This window comes from Frigoribacterium sp. CFBP9030, from assembly GCF_034045195.1.
Taxonomy (GTDB): Bacteria; Actinomycetota; Actinomycetes; order Actinomycetales; family Microbacteriaceae; genus Frigoribacterium.
The window spans coordinates 50,194-66,030 of record NZ_JAXCWG010000004.1 but is presented as its reverse complement, the minus strand read 5'-3'; the positions used below and the strand labels follow the sequence as shown (position 1 = coordinate 66,030).

Genomic DNA, 15,837 nt, shown 5'->3' with positions numbered 1-15,837 from the left:
CGGGCTGGGCCAGGCCGCGCAGCGCAGGCCCGGCTCAGGCGCGCTCGGCGGCGATCTGCGCGAGGCGGTCGGCGATGGCGGGTTCGAAGGCGGAGGCCCAGACGCGGTAGCCGAGGTCGTTGGGGTGGAACAGGTCGCCGGCGGAGTTGCGGAAGGTGCGGAGCAGCCCTTGTCGGCGCGTGGTCTCGTAGAGCGGTGCGACGGTGAGGCCGAGTTCGCCGGCGACCCGGTGGACGATGGCGTTGGCTTCGGCGACCTTCTTCTCGCGGTCGGGCAGCCACATGGTCGGCAGGTCGGCGACGATGGCGTGGCTCGGCAGGGCGCTGTAGATGGCGCGGATGTTCTTCTCGAACGACTCGGCCTTGAAGTCGATGATGTCGTTGGCGCCGATGGCGACGGTGACGATGTCGGGGTCGTAGTCGGCGAGCTTCGGCAGCTGGTCTTTGCGGCAGAGCCAGGTGGTCGAGCCGCTGACGCTGAGGTTGACCATGCGCAGTGACGAGTGGGTGGCGCGGCGGATGCCTGCCGACAGGCGACCGACGTAGCTGCGGGCGGGGCTCGAGGCGCCGATGCCCTGAGCGGCCGAGTCGCCGAGGGCGACGTAGAGCAGGGCGCCCTTCTTGTCGTAGCGCGAGCGCCACCAGGCCGAGTGGACCGGGAGTTTCTCGTTCAGGTCGTGGGCGGCGGCGCGTTGCTGACCGGCGAAGTGGCGGTACAGGGCGAAGGCCCCGCCGGCCGCGGCCAGGGTGGTGCCGACGCCCGACAGGAAGGCGAGGGAGGTGCGCTGCGTCATGTTCGAAACCTACGCCCGACCACTGACATCACGGCTGCGATGCCTATGGAGGCGCGCAGGAGCCGAGGAGGCGCGGGTCGTCGTTTCGACACAGCCCCCGTCGTGTATTACACTCGCTCTCGGTACCGTGTCCGAGCGGCCGAAGGATCATGTCTCGAAAACATGTGTGGGGGTTGACTCCACCGTGGGTTCAAATCCCACCGGTACCGCCACAGAAAACCCCTGGTCATCCAGGGGTTTTCTATTTTCCTGGGCGGTCCGTGGCGCACTCATGGTGCAGTCTGCGAGAAGAGCCGCCTTGCGGACGCGTCTCGAAGCATCAGATGAGCGTGTTTCGTCAGAACGACATGGTCCCGGTCTATGGCTCGAGCGTTTGATGCGTGCGGATGGTGACAAGTCCCGCTAGCCCTCACTCCGTCATGGAGAACCCTTCGACGCTGGAGGGCTCTTTCCGGATGTTTGCGCCTCAGAGACAGCAGGCTCGACCATCGTAAGTACTAGCGTTCGACTTTAAGCCGCTTCGCATCGCCCAGGCCCGGCCACTTTCGACGACAGGATGACCTGTCCGATAGGCCGTCGTTGACCGGGCGGTGGTTGCGCGGCCGTCCCCGTGTGATTGCTAGGGGTGTTCGAGGTAGTTGGTCTAGTCGAACCGGATGCCTGAGGCTCGGCTTGGGAGCGCGAGCATGACGATCAGCGCGGCCCATCCAAGGATGGGGATGAGGGCCAGGAAGAACCAGCCTCCGCTGAGGTCGGCGTCATGGAGTCGGCGCCAGGTCACGGCGAGGGACGGGACCAAGGTCGCGAGACCGAAAAGCGTTGTCAGGACGTTGGGTGCGTCCCAAGTGACGGGTTGGTTGTAGATGTAGGTGGCGTCACCGGTCAGGGCGGCGCCGAGTAGGCCCATGGCGAGGCTGAAGGCCACGTTGATGAGCCCCCACCACCAGAATTCGGCTCGGCCGGCACGGCCGGAGAACGTGGCGTATTTGCGGAAGAACCGGCTCATCGCGACGGGGAGCGAGGCTCCGTAGTGCGGCAAACGAAGCGGGATCATGCCGAGGGCGTCTTGTTCGTGCATTCCGTAGCCGATGGGGTCAGGCAAGCTCACGTCATTGCTCCGTCCAGTCCAACAGGGTCAGGGAGGGTCTAGAGGTGCTTGAAATTGAGCTCGGCAACGCTGCCGACAATTAGTGGCGTCCTGGCCATCCCGGCTAGCAGTCTCGCAGACTCTAACTACCGCACGAGAACAGGCTTACGAGTGCTTCGCTTGTGCGTCCAGTGTGGCGATGCGCCGGTAGAGAGTTGCACGGGACATGCCGAAATCTCGGGCAACCTGCGATGGCGGGTGGCCGGCGTCGAGAAGCCTGATTGCTGATCGGATCTGGCTGTCGGTGAACACGGGACGTCGTCCGCCGAGGTCGCTGCCTGTCTGGCGTCTCTTCGAGACGGAGTCGCGGACGCGTTCTCGTTTGATCTCGAGCTCCATCTGGGCGAGCGCTGCCATGACGGAGAACACCATCGATCCCATGGGGGTGGATGTGTCGACGTCGCCACCGCCGAGGTTGAGGACGCGGAGGCCGGCGCCGCGGTCTCGGAGCTGTGCTGCGAACCCGAGCATGTCAATAGTGGAGCGGCCTAGGCGGTCGAGGGTCGTCACGACGAGTGTGTCTCCTTCGTGGAGAGCGGCAAGGGCTCGGTCGAACGCGGGTCGTGATGCGCGCGCACCGGACACGCCCTGGTCGACGTACAGGTCATCTCGCCGGACGCCTGCCGTGAGCAGATCCTGTTCTTGCCGATCAGTGTCTTGCTGACGGGTCGAGACCCGCGCGTACCCGATCAACCTCATCGAGGCACCGCGTCTGTCTCGCAACCAATCTTCATGACACCGATTCTTCACCACGGTTGCGATACATGGTTATGAGACTCGCCGTGTCCTGGAATTGTGGGCTTTGGCTGGCTCGCTGCTTGGGGTTGACGAGACGTCTTACAACCGTAAGGTTGTGAGAGTCTCTCGGCGAAGCTTGATTGGATCGGCGTTGCTGTCTGTCGCTAGGTGGGACTTACTTGTTCCCGAATCATGTAGCCCCTGAGTTCCGGGTATGGAGATGATGAACTGCCTCAAGTGGGTGCATGAGGGGCAGTCATACGAGGCATGCGATTTCGGTTCGTTCGTCCGAGTTCATGTTCCAGAAGACAGCTACGGGCGCGCAGATCATTTGGACGTGTCGACCGGAGCGTCATGGACATGTGAGCCCCAGAGGACCCTGACCGTGGTCACCCTGAAATGCGAGGGCGTCGGAATAACGTTGACTGCTTCTTCCTTCGTTGCTCGGATGTTGTGTCTCTGGTTTGCGAGAGTGGCAACGGGGTAGCGCTAGTCGAGCGGATGCCAGTGGTGCCAAAAACTCATTGGTCGCGAAGGCACCTGGGGTGTTCGGTAGGGGGTGGACTAGTGGACGTAAGTCAGGGCCCCCTACTCGATTTGAGTAGGGGCCTGACTTACGTGGGGGTGCGGGTGCTGCTCGCCGGCCACGTCGGTGGTTGCGTGCTTCGCACGGCGAGCGGTCGAGTACATCCACGCCAGTGTCCATCTGCCTATCACCGCCACCGACGTCGCCAAGGCCGCGAACCTCAGTCCGCGAGGACTCCAGCAGGCCTTCAGTCGGCAGCTCGGAACGACACCGACCGACCTCATCCGCACCGCCCGCCTCGAGCACGTTCGTGCCGAGCTCCTGAACCTCGACGCTGACGTCAACACCGTCGCGGAAGTGGCCCGCAGGTGGGGGTTCACCCACCTGAGCCGGTTCGCGGGGGCGTATGCCGAGAAGTACGGCGAACACCCCAGCGACACCCTCCGACGCTGACCCATCAAGCGTCGACTGGGCTGGACTGGACTGGACTGGACTGGACTGGACTGGACTGGACTGGCTTGGCGTGGCCTGGCCTGGCCTGGCCAGGACAGGCCAGGCTTGGCCTGTCCTGGGGGATTCGTATGCCCTGTTTCCGCAGCATGCCCGAACTGGGGTCACCACAAAATATGCGCGCGCATACAGTGGCATCTGTGTCTGGGGAACACGTCGCCGTGCACCGCTTTCGAATGGACACCTCATGACACTTGCGCCCGCTCTACCGGCCGACGTCGAGCGATCAAACGAAGACCTCCTGAGCCTCTCCGTTGAGGGCAACGATCGGGCGTTCACGGCCCTGTACGACAGAACATCCTCACGAGTTCTGGGGCTTGTGCGACGGATCTTGATCGATCCGGCCCAGTCCGAAGAAGTGACCCAGGAAGTATTTCTCCAGGCATGGAAAGAGGCCGCCCACTTCGACCCTTTGAAGGGCACGGCTACGGCGTGGCTGCTCGTCAGGGCCAGGCGCCGCGCCATCGACCGTGTCCGGTCATCCCAAGCCGCCCGCGACCGTGACGTGGCAGTCGGCATCCGAGACCTCGAAGCGACCCGCGACGACGTTGCCGAGACGGCAGAGATCCTGATCGAGCACCAGCGTGTCGCAACCAGCATGAAAGCCCTCACCCCCGCCCACCGCGAAGCCCTCGAACTGACGTACTTCGGCGGGTACACCCAATCCGAAGCAGCAGTGAAAGCTGGTGTCCCGATCGGGACGATGAAGACCCGCATCCGAGACGCCCTGATCGCGCTCAGGAAGCTCGTCGTCGAACCCCGCCCCGCGTGGAGCTAACGCCCGCACATGCGACGAACTCTTGCGGGCGCCTAGCAGATTAGGCGCTGTGGTCCTATTCTGAGCGTGCCCTGTGGTGGTACCCCGGGCACGGCCCCGATCGTCTGCTCCTGATCCGCAGACGACCGGCAGCCCGCACACGCGCCCGCCCGAGCGGGGGCGTGTGGACGTTCACGGACAGCCCAGTCGAGAAGCGCTCTTCTTTCGTGAGGAATGTTCCTAGGATCGACATACCTCGAGACGGTTCAGGACTCGGGAAGGCCCAGCCCCCAAGGCCTGACTAGTGGACCCGGCAGCAACAAGGTCACCCGAAAGACGCACCATGATCAGGTCGCTCATGCATGAGACGAACGGGATGACCACGAACTGACCCCTAGCCGGTCGTTCATCGGGACACCTTTGCGGGCCTGTCGCGACCGGCTGAAGTCAAGAGGGGCTTGGCCTGCGAATTCGCGTATGCCTGTCCCGCAAAAATGCCCGGTGAAGGGGGTCTAAACGCTACAGTCGTCGGATGCTCATCGGATACGCCCGCGTCTCGACGTCTGGACAAGATCTCGCAGCACAGCGGGATGGTCTTGCAGCACTCGGTGTCGACGATCCACACGTGCACGTTGACCATGGTTTGTCGGGCACAACTCGAGCCCGGCCGGGCCTGCGAGAGGCACTGGCGGCATGCCGTGCCGGAGACGTCCTCGTCGTCACCAAGCTCGACCGTCTCGCCCGCTCACTGCGGGACGCGACGGACATAGCGGACGAGCTGACGAAGAGGGGGGTCGCGCTGAACCTCGGGGGAGCGGTCTATGACCCCACCGATCCAGTGGGCCGGCTCCTGTTCAACGTGCTCGGCATGGTGGCCGAGTTCGAGGCCGACCTCATCCGTGCCCGGACCCGGGAGGGCATGGCGATCGCCAAGGCCGCCGGCAAGCTCCGCGGCCGCAAGCCCAAGCTCACCCCCTCGCAGGAGAAGCACCTCGTGCAGCTGCACCGCACGGGCGCCCACACCACCAGCGAGATCGCCGAACTTTTCGGCGTCGCCCGCTCGACGGTTTACAGAGCGATCCAGCGCGCGGCCGAAACGTGATCGAGTCCCGGCTGAGGCATCTGTGATTAGTTCCCAGTACCTAGTTCCGCAGGGGCACGATGTTGGCGACCAGGGCAAATGCCGGGGCACTCAGTACTACGAGTACTCCTGCAATGAGGCCGAGTCGGCGCCCCGTTCCGCCGCGGATCCCGGCGATCGTAGCCAGAAGGAGCGCAGCGACAATGCTCAGCGGCACCCCGAAGAAGAGGACGTAGCCGCCAGCTTCCTGGACTGCGGACACGGGGATGGCGGCGATCCCTTTCACCCACCATCCAAGGAAGATGCCGGCAGCCAAGCTCAGACATGAGCACAGAACAGCGAGCCAGCCAACAAACTGCAGAACTCGGTCGCGGCGAGTGGACGCGATCGCCTCCTTCGTGTTCATAGCAGCAGGATCGCACACCGGCGTCAGGCAAGACATCGTGCCTGATAGTCGATCGGCGTCCGGCACACTGGTCGGCATGCAAAGAGAGGTGTCCCTTGTTCTCTTCGAGGGGCTGTCGTGGCCGCTACGCGAGAATATTCTGCTCAACGATGAGGCGCGAACGACTTATTCGCCAGAGGAGTACGGCCTTTCTGCACGGCTGACGCAGCAGCTCTACGACTGGACCGAGTGGTGGTATGCGCACGAGATGCGTCAGTCTCCCCGCCATCGACAGTGGGCGGTTCGGCTCGTTCGAGACCTCCAAGCTGAGCTTGGCCCGGACTTCGTCGTACTTCTCGACTAGACGCGTTGGACAGCCGGCTGGAATTGAGTGCCCGCTAGACGATCGATTAACGCTCACGCATCGTGAGACTCGTCGTCTGACGGCCCTTCTGGCTCGAAACCGCGGTCGAAGACCTTGTCTGCCCGGTACCAGACCATGATGCCTGCAACCGCAAGGGCGGCGGGAAGGGAGCGGGCGACCCAAGCCACCCACGCAATGTCCGGCGCGATCGCGCCAGCAAGAACTGGGGCAAGGAGCATCACTAGGCCGGCGACGACAAGAGCGATAGCTAAGCGACGGCGTCTGCGGGCTGCGTGAGATTGCACGTGCGCATTGTGACACCTCCGTCGTGTGGGTGGTGCCCGTTAGACGATCGGTCATGGGGCGGTCACTGTGTAGGGCAGTGGGACACTTCTGCTATGCCTCGTTTGTCGCTCCCGGTTCTCCTCGATGGAGCGCGTTTTCGCGGCGTGTGCATGGCGGTCGCGGGGGGCATTAGCGACGAGGTGTCGGGGGCCGTCGGGGAGATTGCACTCGAGGTTGCTGACGCATTCGCCTTGCCCGGCACGTTCTCGATCCCTCCTCGGGATCTCAAGCGATTGGTCCGAGCTCTCGAGACGCTTCGTCTCGACGATGTCCGGTCGTGGAGCGACCCGCTCCTGTTCTTCCGTGCGCTGACGGCCACAGTCGACGCGGCTATGCCATGGCAGGCGCCCTACGTCAGCGATGCCCTGACCGCGGATGCCTCGGTCCGCGAGGCCTTGGTGCCTGTGGCGGCGGCGATCTCGGCCGCACCGGGCACGGCGTGGTGGGCCAGTGATGTCGATATGACCAATCAGTGGGTCACGACTCCTCTCAGAGAGGGTCGGGTCGTCCCGAACAGCAGCCCGGGCCCGATGACCCGGGTCCTTGATGAATGGTCCGTGAATCACGACAGGGAGAACGTCGACCTGAAGAGGCCGAGAGATCGCGCGTCACGCACGATCAATGGTTCCTGGTGGTCGACGCCGCACACATATGGACAAGCTCAGGGTGAATGGGCGCGACCGCCCTCGTCGACCCGTCGCATCGGTGACCTCGGGGCTGTGAGCCTCATGCTCGTCGAGGACAGTTTCGGAGACGGCGAAGCGCTCCTGCAAAGGCTGACCATGTCTCGACATCTACGTGTGGTCGAGATCCACAGCATCGAGGACTGGGCTGCCCTCGTGGCGCGCTATCCGCGGGATGCCCGGTGGGCGCGCCGCGGCACCTGGTGGGGATCGACGGGCCGTGATGAGCAGTGGTTCATCCCCGACTACCGAGAGGTTGCGCGTGATTTCGATGGCATCCACGTCTCAGTCCAGGGCTACCTCGCTGCGGCCGGTGAGGTGGTCGAGGTCCCAGGCGGTGCGATCGTGCTGGCGGGGTGGTCACCCGACGAAACCTTCTGGCTCACCGATGACGTTGCGATCGATGGTGACACCGAGGAGTGGCGGTTCGACGACGATGACAACGTCAGCGGATGGAGACGCATCCAGCACTGAACGCATGGGTCGCATGTCCCGTTAGGGGATCGGCTACTGAGACGGTCTCCTGACCGATGCAGAATGCGCGGTTCGCGGCACCTTCCGTGGGTGAGCGGTCGAATCAGATGGCGAGTGCATCGAGCAACTTCGCACGTTCGATGTTGTCGCGCGCTTGCGTTAGTTCGGACCGGCTGGTGTACCAGAGCGACGATTCGACCAGGCGTGCCACGCACCAGGCTGCGATGCGGACCGGCGACTCCCCGGTCAGGTCTGCAAGCAGAGAAATTCGATTCCGCAGATGCCCTTCGGTGTCCGGGAGCGAGAAGGGGTCGTCGATCTGCATGAGCAACGGGCACAAGTCGTAAGACGGGTCGCCGACCATAGGTTTCGGATCAATGACGAGCCACGGCTCTCGCGTCGCGGTGAGGAGGTTGCCGGGGTTGTAGTCGCCGTGCACGACCACTGTCCGCGGGGCCGTTACAGGGAGCTCCCGAAGCAGCGCGTTTCCTCGCGCGACCGCGACGTGGTCGAGATCTGGCCGGAACGTGCGCATTCGCTCCTCGACGAGGTCGGCCCACTCGGCGGCGACGTCGGCCACACGCTCGAATCGTGTGGTCGGGGCGGGCGCTGTAGTCGTGTCGGAATCGTTTGAGGCTGTGCGGGACCACAACCGGGTGAGTAGATCCGCGGCAATCGACAGCCGGCGTTCCGGCGACAGATCGTGCCGGTCGGCTAGTCGTACGCCTGGATCGCATCGTTCGAGCAAGAGCACGAACGGATCGTTGAGGTCCGCTTGGAGCAGCCGGACCGACCCTGAGCCGTCCCACCATCGAAGCGCCGCGGCCTCGTCGCGCGCCTCGCGGTGCGGGAATGAAAGCTTGAGAACTGCGTCGCGGCCGGCGGCGGTCCGCACGGAGACGACGTATGACGCACTCCCGCCGGGGTGCACGCGTCCGAGCGTCAGGCCCCAACGGGCCACAGAGCGGGCCAATAGGTCGGGAACGGTGCTCCGCCATGCCTCCTTCGTTGGCCACATGGACAGCAGTTTACGAGCACACCGCCGCAACCACAGCGCGAGCACCGCAATCGTCACGACTGCCAGGAGCAAAGCTCCTTTCGCGGTCCGGGACGGACGACGAGACCGCCGCAAGTCAGTCAGGTTGGGGGTGGACCTGTCTCGATAGCCGATCGCTGATCGCTACGTCCCGTCACTAGGGCAAATCTTCGGTGCTCGTGCACGCTCGCCCATTTGTTGGGAGGTACCCGACAGCGTCTGCGAGGTCTTCCATGACGTTTGCTCCGGTCAGCTTTGTTGTGCTGAAGATGACCTCCACGGCGGGAGAGCGGCCATAGGTGGTCAAGATGGCGCTCTGGGGGTCGTTTTCGGGGGAATCGACAATCCAGTCGACCCCCTGGATCGTGTAACAGGGCAGATCCGTGGGACCTGGTTCTGTGGCACCGCAGCGAAGCAGGACGGTCGTGGGTTCTCCCCAGGCGCCAGTGGCTTGGGCATCTGTCTCGCGTCGCGTTTCGGTTTCACCGATGGAGTCAGGAAGATGCACGGTGACCTGCGCGCATTCCACTGAGTTGGCATCAGCGGCAGGGACCATGGGGACTGTTGCTTCGCATCCTGCCAGCGACACCGCAGCGAGAGCTCCTGATGTCGCAGCTACGAGCAGTCGCATGCGCAGGGTTCTCATGGCGAGACCGTACCTCGGCCTTGCGTGTTGGCGCTCTAGATGTTGAATGCGTCCCGATAGGGGATCGATGGCCGGTGCGCGCTAGTTGCCCTCGTTGCTCCAGATGGGTCGAGCTTGGCGAGCTGCGACTGAGTAGGCGTGAGCATCGAACGTGTGCCGTGCCTCCGAGACGTCGAATTCGGGCCAGCTCATGACGAGTTCGAGCTGGCCGTCCGGGGGGACGGGCCACAGCCACAGTCGAGCCGAGGTCGTGAAGTAGGAGTCGTCGCCCGACCCGCCCTGTTCGGTGAGGTTCAACACGGGTCCTGTCGGAGCCTTGGCGGGATCGTCGTGGAATGCGTCGCCGACGTCAGCGACGACTTTCGTCCCGTCGTCGAGGACGACGCCGAAACGGATGCTGCGAGCGGGGTCGACTGCCCCGTTGCCCCAGCGTCCGCCCCCGAACCTGTCCATGAGGGTGGCCCAGTCTCGGCGGTTTTGGTGATGGTTGCGGAGTAACCACTGGACGTCGATCTGTAGGCCTGCGGCGTGGACCGAGAGCCCGGTGACTGTGACGGCGATGTCGTCGGTCGTCGCCAGGATCGTCGAAATGCCGATGCGACTCGGGAGCCAGTCGATAGGGGGCGCAGCCCACTCAGGAGCCACGTAGTGCTCTGACGCGTCGTCGTCGGGAGGCGTGACTTCGGGGAAGAACGTCATGAGTTACTTCACCATCCGCACGTGGTCTGCGCAACAGCCTTGGCGAGCTCGTGGATCTGGTCTCGCCTGCGCCCCGTAGGAGATCCTTCATCGAGATCTTTCCGGACTGGTCTATCGAGACGTTCCGACCCGTGTGACTGCGGGGGAGTGGTTGACGCGCGCGGTCGTTCGGTGACCGATCCGCGAGTGGCCGCTGTCGGACTACCTCTTCCGCCAGACCTGTCGCCGCATGGCCAAGCCGGACGCGATGTTCGCTGCTCCGGCGACGATGATGAACCATGAGGCAGCGGTCGAAGACCCAGACACGTCGTCGGTCCCAGGAGACGTAACAAGGAGCACCCCGCCACCGATCAGGACGAACGCGCCGACGCAGACCAATAGGGTGCCGAAGGACTTCGCGGACATGACTGCACAGTAGCTCGATGGGCCCGAGCCTCGGGTGCGCCCGTTAGCCGATCGGCTACCGAACGGGCGGCGCCTCTCGTCGTGCCAGTCGGCGCAAGCTCAATGCCGCTGTGAGGCCGGCACCTGATGCGGCAACGAGTCCGACGATGGCACCCGAAAGGGGATCACCGAAGAAGAGGCCCAGAGCCAGGCCTGCTGAGATGCCGACAACTGCTGCTGTGGCCAACACCGCTAATGTCTGGCTTCTCGATCTGCCCCAGCGGGGGCGCTGCCGCCATAGCGACGCGCTGACGAGTCCGGCAACCGCTCCGATGAGGGCGAAGACCACGGCAGCAGGAACTGCGTAGACGAGCGCGATAACGACCCATCCCGCGATCCCGGCGCCGTCGAGTCCGGCGAAGGCAGCCCACACGACGATCCACACGATGGGTAGCAGCAGCGCACAGCCCGCGCCGACCGCTGCCCCTGTCCCGACCAAGACACGGGCATCCGACCGCGGCGCGCGTACCGGACGCTCAACGTCAACGCTCATGAGGACTCCCCCTTCCCCATGAGGCTAAGGCTTGCACCCGGGCATGAGCATCCCCCCCCCGACCAGGTGCGCCGACTCTCCTGAGGAGACGAGCTACGCAGCACGATCAGCGGCTCGGGGAAGGGGGCGTCAGTGTCCGATAGACGATCCCGCTATGGGCCGGCCGCGGGTCGGTTCAGGTGCTTTGAAACACGGTGGCCCTGGCCGGACACTCTTGAGTGTGAACAACGATCAGGACGACGGCCCCCTCTGGGCCCGGGCTCAACGCGACGAGGGGGCGGCTTTCGCTGCACTCTTCGATCGACACAGGGCTCGTGTCTACCGGCGGGCACTGACTCTGGTGGACAAGCATCACGACGCGGACGACGTCACTGCAGCGGTGTTCTACGAGCTCTGGCGGAAGCGACGCAGCGTCACTCTTGTCGCGGACTCTCTCCTGCCCTGGCTACTTGTCACGACCGTGAACCTTGGGCGGAACAATCGCCGTGCAGCCGCGAGATACCGGGCCTTGCTGGCCCGTTTACCGCGACAGGATGAGCAGGTGCAGAAGGATCTCGAGGACATCGAATTGACGGACAGGCTGCGGGCCTCACTGCGAGGACTGTCCTTGGGAGATGCCGCACTGCTCGTGTTGACGAGTCTCGAGGACGTGCCCGTCTGGCAGGCCGCACAGTCCCTGGGCCTCAAGCCGTCGACGGCTCGGGTGCGGCTTCACCGGATTCGGCAACGCCTCCGCGTCGACCTGCATGATCTCAACCCCTCGACAAGCCCGGCACAGGAAGGCGTTCTCTCGTGAACATCGACATGCGACCCGACACCTCCGCCGCAATCCGGGCCGAGCTCGCCGCCATCGGAACCAAGCACAGCGTCTTACAGCGCAGGCAGCGGCGGACACGCCTGGCACGGGCCGCGCTCGGGGCGGGCGCGATCGCCGTTGCAACCACCGCGGCAGCGCTCTTCGTCGCGGGTGCGCCTGGATCGACCGTGACCGCGGCCCTTGGCGACACGACGACCGCCACGCACACCGGCCCTGCTGTGGTCGACATCGGCCAAGCACCTTCGACCGCTGGCGCAGTCATCGCCGACATTACTTGCCTCTCCGACAGCGGCGTAGTGCAGGTTCCCACCGGAGACGGGAGCACAGCCAGCGCCATCCACTGCTCTCAAAGCCCGACCGGCACGATGCACGTCATTGACGGCCAGCTACCAGCGAAGGGCTCCTCCGACTTCAGAGTCGATGCGTCTCCAGAGACGAAGTGGCGAGCTGCACTTCAATACGCCTCCACGGCCACGTCCAAGTGGGAGGTCAACGCACGAGGTCAGACCTACGGCATCGAGAACCGGAACGGCCACCCGGACCTCGTCCCATATGCCACGGACAGTGGAGAGCAAGGTTGGGCGCTTTGGGATGACGCTTACGGCGAGGAAATGACTGGACCGATCAACATCTACCGAACTGACGGCGTCACGGTCATCGGAGTCGCGACACCGCCAGCGGAGACGCTGCCTGACGTGCCCCTGGATCAAGGCCTCATCGATGATCTCGACTCGGTGGAAACCGCATCCCCGGTGCCGCCCGCTGAATAAGCGTGCGACTGTAGCAAACATGGTGTCCCGATAGCCGATCCTCGACCGGCCACGACGGAAGCTATACGAGCCAGCTCGTGGCGAAGAGAACGACTCCGACGGCGAGGGCGAGTGCTCCGACCGCTAGCAAGCGAAACTGCTTGTGTCGTGGCAGCTCTTTTCCCTGGCTGTACTTCAGGCCAATGTGACCGAGTACGCCGAACACGACGAGCAGACATGGAAAGTAAGCGAGTCGGAGCCACTCGGAAGTAGTCATCCTGCATCTTCCCGCGTACTGACCGTTGCACGGCGGCCCGCAGCGGTGTCTCGGTAGCAGATCCCCTAGCGGGACAGGTTGGTCACACTGGAGGGGACGATACGAACGCTAAGCCAGCCCGTTCGAGCCGTGCTTCCGTCATGAGGCGACTGGCAGACTGTGTAGTCAGCGGAGCGACACCAGGAGGTGGGCGCGGAGCAGCGTGTTGCCGTCCGGCACGGTCGGATTTTCTACGGCCGACCAAGAAGCTGACGGCCCTCCGTTCATCGAGATCGTGAGCGTGTCGCCATCCCCTGGGCTGCAGCCAGAAATCATCTCGTTGGCACCGCCCGCGACAACCTTCGCGAGGACGCAGAATTCACCATCCGCGTTCCGCGCCGCCCAGAATTGCGAGCCCTTAGCCTCACCGAGGTACCGCGCCGACTCCGGGTCGAGATCCGCGAGCACCACACTCTCAACTTGGGGCAGCGCGTCTGAACTGATTTGTTCCTCAGCAAAGACGTCATCCGTTGTAGCGAAGGAGCAGCCCGCTAGCGCCCCGGCCCCCAGAAGCACTATCGCCAACCGTGCCCACTTCCCCGTGTTCATGGCCTCATCCTGGCCGAGCAATGAACCCAGCGCCAGGGCAGCCCACTATTTGCCTCCAGAATTAACGTCGCAACCGTCGCGGCGAAGGATCCCCTATCGGACCCCGCCCTTCGGTCTCGACCACGCGGTCGAAGTTCGCTAACTTCAGACATCACTACTTCTCGGAGGCGCTGTGCTCTCGATCGTCATCGTCCCAGTGGCTCTCATCATCGTGCTGGCCCTGCTCGGGATGGCCATCCTCGGGACTGCCAGAACGAGTCTTACCCAGAAGCGCCAGGATGCTGAGGCGAGAGAGCGTCGGCAGGCCCGTGCAGGTCGAGGGAGGACAGGTGACGCGACCGCGAACACCGCTAGGACCTTGGGCTCTCCAGGCGACGAGGCGGTCCGCTAGCCGATCCCCTATCGGGCGCTAAAGCGCCCCCAAGTTCTAGATTTAGCGCTCGAGGCCGCCACGAATCGCGCTCTGGCAAGCAACGCCAGAACAAACGACGCTGTAGAACGGTCAAGTGATTGATCTAGCCGAGGCTCGTTCGCTTGAACTCGTTACACCCAAAACCGTCGACGAAGCGAGCCAAGTTCTGGCTGGGTGGCTTGCCGAGAAAAGCCGGGCACCACGAGAGGCAAGCGCAGAAGGTGCCCTGGACCTGGGCTCGCGATTTGCTTATCGAATGTGGGGCGCTAGCAGACGGGGCCAGGCCAGGCTTCCGATGCGACTGACTTGGCGTGTGAGCGGAAGCGGAAGTGAGAGCAACGTCTCTCTCCACATGCGCAGCAACGAGGGCCGGTACCTCGTCCGTACCTATCAACATCACCTCGTCTACGAGCGCACTTTCGATCAGCTGGTCAGAGAGGTGACCGCAGTGTTTGAGTAGCGGATTCCCTATCGGACTGTCAGTCGTCAGTCGCCGTGGGGCCCGGACCCCTCATCGAGGCCAGGTCTTGAAGAGCTGCAAGGTGTGCATCGACGGCATTGTGGTCTTCTGCTTCGCTGGGGGCGACGACAGGAGTAGGCGCGACCGTCGCGGTGCCCAGACGCGGACCCGAGGTGCCCTCGCTTCCCCGGCGGGTAAAGCCTTCCTGGCCGGGACTGAGAGCCGCTACGAGTCTGGGTGGAGTTGCTCAGCCCGACCGAGCCCGACAGCAACGACGGGGACCCCTCGTCGCGGTCACCACCGAGCTTCAGTCGCATCTACGGGCCCTCTAGACGTTTTCCCCGGGAACGAAGGACGGCGAACAGATGCTTTACCGGTGGCGCCTTTGCGACCCGCTGAGCATGGCGACAACCCCGAACACGAGTCCCACGGCGCCAACAATCAAACCCAGCCCGAGCCCGGCGGCCAGGCCGAAGTTGACACCAATCTCAGAAGAGGTGGCGGCTGCGTAGTCGCACAGGACATAGAGAGTGAACCCGACAGCGAGAAGGATCACGCTCGTCACAAAGAACCGCCTAGAACCACTCAACGTCATCTACCTCGTCATAGGCCCCCCTCGTGAGAGCACCGCGACTGACACTAGAGCCACGGCGCCCACTGGCACGCCCCGGCCCCGATACGTCCGGCCAGCCATCGTCTAGCGGTCCGGATCGAGCTTGCAAGTCCCGCGGGGTCACAGGTGACGCGAGAGGCCGAGAGGACCTGACTAGACAACCCGTCCAAGGCGTGCCCGAACGGATCGTTGGAGCATGGCCGGGTACAGCTGCAAGACGATCGTCGACACCATCAACCAGGCGGCACCGGGGGAGGTGCCGGCCACGAGCGCAGCCACCGCGAGGCCGAGCCCCGCAGCGGCACACAGCAGATGCGCGACCTCTGAACGACGAGTGTGTTGCTCGAGGGCCAGCATCCCTGCTCGTGTGACCTGGTAGTTGCGCTCCCGAGTGATGACTCGGTTCCAGCCAACAACGGTGAGCAAGCGACCGAACGCACCGACACCGGCCATCCGGAAGAAGCTCGCTTGCCGCTCCGAGACCCTCCACCATCTGCCTCGCAGAGGAGGGAAATGCTCCGTGACGGTGAAAGCCGCCCAGGCCATGAGGAGAAACTGGACCACGATCGCGAACACGGGCTGCTCGGGACCGATCGAATGCCACCCCGCGACGATGAACCCGGCCACGACGGAAGTCGAGACGAAAAATCTCAGCATCAGAGGTCCGTCCTCGTCTTCGTGCTGATGTCGACCGTCAGCGGCACGTCTCGCACGCACGAGTGAAGAGGAGCGATCCTCCGGTGGTCTCATCGTGTTCGCGGCGGGGCTCCCCGAGATAGTTCGGGTCGATACAGCGGCTC

Annotated in this window: 17 protein-coding genes and 1 tRNA gene; 8 read left to right on the top strand and 10 right to left on the bottom strand. The window is 64.1% G+C overall.

Going from position 1 to position 15,837, the window contains the following annotated elements:
• Nucleotides 1–34: 34 nt before the first annotated feature.
• Nucleotides 35–793 (bottom strand): SGNH/GDSL hydrolase family protein, encoded by a 759-nt coding sequence (locus tag SOM13_RS06060; RefSeq protein WP_320477698.1) that lies wholly within the window; start codon nt 791–793, stop codon nt 35–37.
• Between the two features lie 121 nt (nt 794–914).
• On the opposite strand from SOM13_RS06060, the gene SOM13_RS06055 reads away from it, so the two are divergent.
• Nucleotides 915–1,005, top strand: a tRNA-Ser gene (locus SOM13_RS06055).
• Nucleotides 1,006–1,436: 431 nt separating this feature from the next.
• Here the strand turns inward: SOM13_RS06055 and SOM13_RS06050 are convergent.
• Both SOM13_RS06050 and SOM13_RS06045 read right to left on the bottom strand, forming a co-directional pair.
• Complete coding sequence (locus tag SOM13_RS06050) at nt 1,437–1,901, bottom strand: DUF805 domain-containing protein (protein WP_243214019.1); 465 nt, start codon at nt 1,899–1,901, stop codon at nt 1,437–1,439.
• A gap of 144 nt (nt 1,902–2,045) precedes the next feature.
• The gene (locus SOM13_RS06045) at nt 2,046–2,639 is read right to left on the bottom strand and encodes a recombinase family protein (RefSeq protein ID WP_243214021.1); all 594 of its coding nucleotides are present in this window, start codon (nt 2,637–2,639) and stop codon (nt 2,046–2,048) included.
• Nucleotides 2,640–3,330: 691 nt separating this feature from the next.
• On the opposite strand from SOM13_RS06045, the gene SOM13_RS15370 reads away from it, so the two are divergent.
• The 3 genes from SOM13_RS15370 (at nt 3,331) to SOM13_RS06035 (ending at nt 5,573) form a co-directional block, all read left to right on the top strand.
• The gene (locus SOM13_RS15370; RefSeq protein ID WP_320477700.1) at nt 3,331–3,657 is read left to right on the top strand and encodes a helix-turn-helix transcriptional regulator; all 327 of its coding nucleotides are present in this window, start codon (nt 3,331–3,333) and stop codon (nt 3,655–3,657) included.
• Between the two features lie 244 nt (nt 3,658–3,901).
• Nucleotides 3,902–4,492 (top strand): sigma-70 family RNA polymerase sigma factor, encoded by a 591-nt coding sequence (locus tag SOM13_RS06040; protein WP_320477701.1) that lies wholly within the window; start codon nt 3,902–3,904, stop codon nt 4,490–4,492.
• Between the two features lie 511 nt (nt 4,493–5,003).
• Nucleotides 5,004–5,573, top strand: a complete 570-nt coding sequence (locus SOM13_RS06035) for a recombinase family protein (protein WP_192061773.1) — start codon at nt 5,004–5,006, stop codon at nt 5,571–5,573.
• 40 nt (nt 5,574–5,613) lie between these two features.
• Here SOM13_RS06035 and SOM13_RS06030 read toward each other — a convergent pair whose 3' ends face one another.
• Nucleotides 5,614–5,958, bottom strand: coding sequence for a hypothetical protein (locus SOM13_RS06030; RefSeq protein ID WP_192061774.1), 345 nt, complete (start codon nt 5,956–5,958; stop codon nt 5,614–5,616).
• A 76-nt stretch (nt 5,959–6,034) separates the two neighbouring features.
• Here SOM13_RS06030 and SOM13_RS06025 point away from each other — a divergent pair, with 76 nt between their 5' ends.
• Together SOM13_RS06025 and SOM13_RS06020 are read left to right on the top strand one after the other, a co-directional pair.
• Nucleotides 6,035–6,301 (top strand): hypothetical protein, encoded by a 267-nt coding sequence (locus tag SOM13_RS06025; protein ID WP_320477702.1) that lies wholly within the window; start codon nt 6,035–6,037, stop codon nt 6,299–6,301.
• A 398-nt stretch (nt 6,302–6,699) separates the two neighbouring features.
• A complete protein-coding gene (locus SOM13_RS06020) occupies nt 6,700–7,803 on the top strand; it encodes a hypothetical protein (RefSeq protein ID WP_192061775.1) in 1,104 nt (367 codons plus the stop codon).
• A 103-nt stretch (nt 7,804–7,906) separates the two neighbouring features.
• Here SOM13_RS06020 and SOM13_RS06015 read toward each other — a convergent pair whose 3' ends face one another.
• The 4 genes from SOM13_RS06015 to SOM13_RS06000 all read right to left on the bottom strand — a co-directional run bounded on the left by SOM13_RS06015 (nt 7,907) and on the right by SOM13_RS06000 (nt 11,121).
• Entirely contained in the window at nt 7,907–8,821 is a 915-nt protein-coding gene (locus SOM13_RS06015; RefSeq protein WP_244637325.1) for an aminoglycoside phosphotransferase family protein, read from the bottom strand.
• 175 nt (nt 8,822–8,996) lie between these two features.
• A complete protein-coding gene (locus SOM13_RS06010) occupies nt 8,997–9,470 on the bottom strand; it encodes a DUF3515 family protein (protein ID WP_341850026.1) in 474 nt (157 codons plus the stop codon).
• 96 nt (nt 9,471–9,566) lie between these two features.
• Complete coding sequence (locus SOM13_RS06005; protein ID WP_320477705.1) at nt 9,567–10,184, bottom strand: hypothetical protein; 618 nt, start codon at nt 10,182–10,184, stop codon at nt 9,567–9,569.
• A 460-nt stretch (nt 10,185–10,644) separates the two neighbouring features.
• Nucleotides 10,645–11,121, bottom strand: coding sequence for a hypothetical protein (locus tag SOM13_RS06000; protein WP_320477707.1), 477 nt, complete (start codon nt 11,119–11,121; stop codon nt 10,645–10,647).
• 220 nt (nt 11,122–11,341) lie between these two features.
• Between SOM13_RS06000 and SOM13_RS05995 the strand changes: the two genes are divergently transcribed.
• Both SOM13_RS05995 and SOM13_RS05990 read left to right on the top strand, forming a co-directional pair.
• Nucleotides 11,342–11,917, top strand: coding sequence for a sigma-70 family RNA polymerase sigma factor (locus tag SOM13_RS05995; RefSeq protein ID WP_320477708.1), 576 nt, complete (start codon nt 11,342–11,344; stop codon nt 11,915–11,917).
• Nucleotides 11,914–12,708 carry a hypothetical protein gene (locus SOM13_RS05990; protein ID WP_320477709.1) on the top strand — a complete coding sequence of 265 codons (795 nt, stop codon included), beginning with the start codon at nt 11,914–11,916 and terminating at the stop codon, nt 12,706–12,708. Before SOM13_RS05995 ends, SOM13_RS05990 begins: the two co-directional genes overlap by 4 nt.
• A 421-nt stretch (nt 12,709–13,129) precedes the next feature.
• On the opposite strand, the gene SOM13_RS05985 is transcribed toward SOM13_RS05990, so the two are convergent.
• On the bottom strand, nt 13,130–13,552 hold the full coding sequence (locus SOM13_RS05985; protein WP_320479126.1) for a hypothetical protein: 423 nt from the start codon (nt 13,550–13,552) through the stop codon (nt 13,130–13,132).
• Nucleotides 13,553–15,190: 1,638 nt separating this feature from the next.
• Nucleotides 15,191–15,664 carry a hypothetical protein gene (locus SOM13_RS05980; RefSeq protein ID WP_192061841.1) on the bottom strand — a complete coding sequence of 158 codons (474 nt, stop codon included), beginning with the start codon at nt 15,662–15,664 and terminating at the stop codon, nt 15,191–15,193.
• Between the last annotated feature and the right edge of the window lie 173 nt (nt 15,665–15,837).

Bases quoted from the DNA above. Each gene is read 5' to 3' on its own strand.
- SOM13_RS06060 (WP_320477698.1), bottom strand. From the start codon at position 793: ATGACGCAGCGCACCTCCCTCGCCTTCCTGTCGGGCGTCGGCACCACC.
- SOM13_RS06045 (WP_243214021.1), bottom strand. From the start codon at position 2,639: ATGAGGTTGATCGGGTACGCGCGGGTCTCGACCCGTCAGCAAGACACT.
- SOM13_RS06040 (WP_320477701.1), top strand. From the start codon at position 3,902: ATGACACTTGCGCCCGCTCTACCGGCCGACGTCGAGCGATCAAACGAA.
- SOM13_RS06035 (WP_192061773.1), top strand. From the start codon at position 5,004: ATGCTCATCGGATACGCCCGCGTCTCGACGTCTGGACAAGATCTCGCA.
- SOM13_RS06030 (WP_192061774.1), bottom strand. From the start codon at position 5,958: ATGAACACGAAGGAGGCGATCGCGTCCACTCGCCGCGACCGAGTTCTG.
- SOM13_RS06025 (WP_320477702.1), top strand. From the start codon at position 6,035: ATGCAAAGAGAGGTGTCCCTTGTTCTCTTCGAGGGGCTGTCGTGGCCG.
- SOM13_RS06020 (WP_192061775.1), top strand. From the start codon at position 6,700: ATGCCTCGTTTGTCGCTCCCGGTTCTCCTCGATGGAGCGCGTTTTCGC.
- SOM13_RS06015 (WP_244637325.1), bottom strand. From the start codon at position 8,821: ATGTGGCCAACGAAGGAGGCATGGCGGAGCACCGTTCCCGACCTATTG.
- SOM13_RS06010 (WP_341850026.1), bottom strand. From the start codon at position 9,470: ATGCGACTGCTCGTAGCTGCGACATCAGGAGCTCTCGCTGCGGTGTCG.
- SOM13_RS06005 (WP_320477705.1), bottom strand. From the start codon at position 10,184: ATGACGTTCTTCCCCGAAGTCACGCCTCCCGACGACGACGCGTCAGAG.
- SOM13_RS06000 (WP_320477707.1), bottom strand. From the start codon at position 11,121: ATGAGCGTTGACGTTGAGCGTCCGGTACGCGCGCCGCGGTCGGATGCC.
- SOM13_RS05985 (WP_320479126.1), bottom strand. From the start codon at position 13,552: ATGAACACGGGGAAGTGGGCACGGTTGGCGATAGTGCTTCTGGGGGCC.